This is a genomic window from Pseudoalteromonas shioyasakiensis, from assembly GCF_022398475.1.
Classification (GTDB): domain Bacteria; phylum Pseudomonadota; class Gammaproteobacteria; order Enterobacterales; family Alteromonadaceae; genus Pseudoalteromonas.
This window is the reverse complement of the sequence record NZ_JAKEVM010000241.1, coordinates 1-3,029: the sequence shown is the minus strand read 5'-3', so window position 1 is coordinate 3,029 and position 3,029 is coordinate 1. Positions and strand designations below refer to the sequence as shown.

The following is a 3,029-nucleotide window of genomic DNA, read 5'->3' as shown; positions in this document are numbered from 1 at the left end:
ATACATAAAGGAGCAGGATTCCTACGGTTTTGGAGGTAATATTTTTATTAAATTATTTTCAAAGAAAAGAGGAGTAGAGTCCGATGGGCTAATCACCAAGAAGCAGGCTTTTATAAAACATACAGTTCGAAATAATATTGAAGAAATTGGTTACATTAGTTTCATATTTAAAGTTGCAAATTGCATGGGAGAGGTCTTTAAGCTTGAGTTGCTAAGTATTTTTCTTCAACTCAATAAAAAACTTGATGACTTCAAAATACTTGAGCATGAGCCTGCTAGTAGATTCTGGTCTGGAAGTTTGGTACCTGTATTAGAGAAAGAGAAAAACTACCTTATCACGCTATTACCTTTATTCAATTCTGTTGATTTATTAGAACATCGCTCATATATCGAAAAACGCATAGAGAATAAATTAAAGTCTATTGAGTCTGAGAAGAAACGAGACTTCTTAGAAAGCAGGCATTAATCCAATTTACTTTATAGCGTAACTCAAAATTATCTTAATTGCTTGTTTGAATGTTCAGTCTAATAACATCCAATATGATTAGTTGAGTGAATCGTTTTGGGGCATAAACGACTTTCATTGACTGCCCACTTTTCGAAAGAAAAGCGGTGATCATTAAATGATACCAGCACTTATGCGACTGTCAGATTTGATTAAACTCTAATAATCAAACCTGACAGATAAAGTTAAGACTTATTCACATAAAGAACTTGAGCATTTATTGGTCAGAGTAATCGCACAAATATCTGTTGTTCAAAATTTTTACTAGTTTGAATTATAGTTTGGAAACCTTCGCTGTAAGCGGGTCACAGTTGAGCGCCATTTTGATGTTGTTGGCTTACATACTGTGTTTTGGTTTCCGAACATACCAACTTCTTGAATTGCTTCATCCAATTCTTTTGTTTCTAACCATTCTACCGAGACAAAATATTCGCACTTCTCTTCATCGTCTAAAAACTCTCGGTGATAGCTGCCCTCTGTGAGAACTTCCAGTGCGGGTTTTTCTTCAGTATCAGTGGTAACAGTAAATTCAGCTGCTGGCAAGGCTTCATTTGTGACTCTAGCTACACCAACAAATCCTACTCCAGGAACCTTGACCCAGACTCGATCACCAGGAGAAAGTAATTGAAGAGTTCGGCTATACCAAGCTCCGCCACCACCACAAATAAACCCATACTTTTTAGCCTCAGCCCATGAGCGAGCTGAACTATCACCGAATGAGCAATAAAATTCACCATTCCATGGCTCTAAGTTATTTGATCTAGTGTTAGAAGCTGCTGATTGTGTCTCTATAGGGTCAAGTAACCAAGTTCGACTGATTATTTTTTCATCTCCATTGTCGAATACTTGAAAAAAGAGAGCATTTATAGCGACAGAACGTTGATTCAAGTATGAAATAATTCTTTCTGTGCTGGTGTCTAATTCGGCAGCAACAATAATAATCTGATGGTTTTGATTTAGCTCTTCTTCAATAAGTTGTCGCTGGAACTTATTAAAAAAATCCTCAGCTAACTCTCTTCCTTTACTAAACCTTCTATACATTTCAATGATTTTTTCTGGTTTTAAATTTTCTACCCAAGAAGCGTAGTCAAGAGCTTGTGAGGTAACCTCTCTAGGAGTTTTGTCTCGCTTGAGCTCTATTAAAACTAAAGAAGCATCTGGAGCTATTGCTAAAAGATCTAATGGCTGGTTATTGAAAGTTCGTTCTTGTTGACCAATTAATAGCCACTCACCTGAAAGCATGGAAGGTTGCTGAATAATCATTTCTTCTAGTAGCTTTTCTGTTTCTAAACGAGTTTCTTGTAGAGCTTTAGGCTTTACACCAACCTTCCAAAGATGAGTCCTTACTGGCATCTTTATTCTCCAATTGACTTGATTGTTTAGTGTGCATTCTATTCATCGTTTCCAACGATATTGTCGTTTTTAACAGAGTAGAGGGTTTAGTACAATTATCTTAAAGAACTTTAAAATACACGCTCTGTGCACAAGGTTATGTAAGTTATTGATTTAAAATAAGCTGGACGGCGGTTCAAATCCCCCCAGCTCCACCAAATATGAAAAAGGCTGCTCTCAGAGCGGCCTTTTTTATTGCCTAAATTTCTAGTTATAGTTTTTACAGCATCAAATTGAACTCATTGTTTTTAAATTATGAATCATTTTTTGCTGTTAAGTTTTGATTCATTTTTTTAGCTTCGTTATTATCAGTCATAAGAAAATGGAATTGCCTTTCGAACAAGGAAGAATTATGACTCTATCTGAATACCAATCTTTCATGTCTCGGAATCGAATATATTTACCAGCCTTTTAGGCAGAAGCATAAATATAGATTTTAAGAAAACCATTTGATAGCGGCTATTTCATTGAACACTACAATAACGGATTTTTAAGGATTAATAATTGAAAGTGGGAAAAATAAATGATAGTCAAAAGTATGATTCAGATAAGAGGCACAATAACGATCCTATAAAAGGGGATGTGGCTTTGGATGAAATTGACTTTTACATTTCTGAATATACGAAAAGAGTTAATAAGTTCGCAACTAAGAAAAAAATTAATGAACGTTTTGCTTTTTTCTCAGTGGTAGTTGTAACTTTATCAATTACTCTAATTTACTCACCTTTCTTGTTTGGTGTAGATATTTTAGAGCATGAATATTTGAGATTAATTGTCAGTTTTTTTCTGAGTATCTCAAGTGTGATTCTATTAATAAGTTACTTAGTTAATAGGCTCAAGGGGTACACTAGAGCTTGGAGCCGTAACCGTTTAATGATAGAGCAGCTTGAAATTTTAGAGCGAGAGTATCGTTTGAGTATTCGAGGAAAAAGCTTACCAATAGATCGTCGGTATATAAAAATCGAACAAGAAAATATCTTATCTAAATTATTCGAACTTGAATCAAAAAATAGAATCGCAACTCATACAGACATAGTTGGTGATTACATTGCAGCACATGAGGGTGTGTTCAGCTGGGTTAAAGGGTTAAGGAAATAATAAAAATGACAAATAATTATATTCTAGACATTAG

2 protein-coding genes and 1 pseudogene are annotated in these 3,029 nt (G+C 34.8%); 2 read left to right on the top strand and 1 reads right to left on the bottom strand.

The annotated features are described in order from the left end of the window. A pseudogene (locus L1D51_RS21035) lies at positions 1 to 466 on the top strand (DNA replication protein); the annotation flags it as partial. 303 nt (positions 467 to 769) lie between these two features. Here L1D51_RS21035 and L1D51_RS21030 read toward each other — a convergent pair. Further along, the gene (locus L1D51_RS21030; RefSeq protein ID WP_239964776.1) at positions 770 to 1,858 is read right to left on the bottom strand and encodes a hypothetical protein; all 1,089 of its coding nucleotides are present in this window, start codon (positions 1,856 to 1,858) and stop codon (positions 770 to 772) included. 543 nt (positions 1,859 to 2,401) lie between these two features. On the opposite strand from L1D51_RS21030, the gene L1D51_RS21025 reads away from it, so the two are divergent. Beyond that, positions 2,402 to 2,995 (top strand): hypothetical protein, encoded by a 594-nt coding sequence (locus tag L1D51_RS21025; protein WP_239964775.1) that lies wholly within the window; start codon positions 2,402 to 2,404, stop codon positions 2,993 to 2,995. Positions 2,996 to 3,029 lie beyond the last annotated feature (34 nt).

Coding starts and splice junctions, on each gene's coding strand:
- L1D51_RS21030 (WP_239964776.1), bottom strand. CDS start 1,858: ATGCCAGTAAGGACTCATCTTTGGAAGGTTGGTGTAAAGCCTAAAGCT.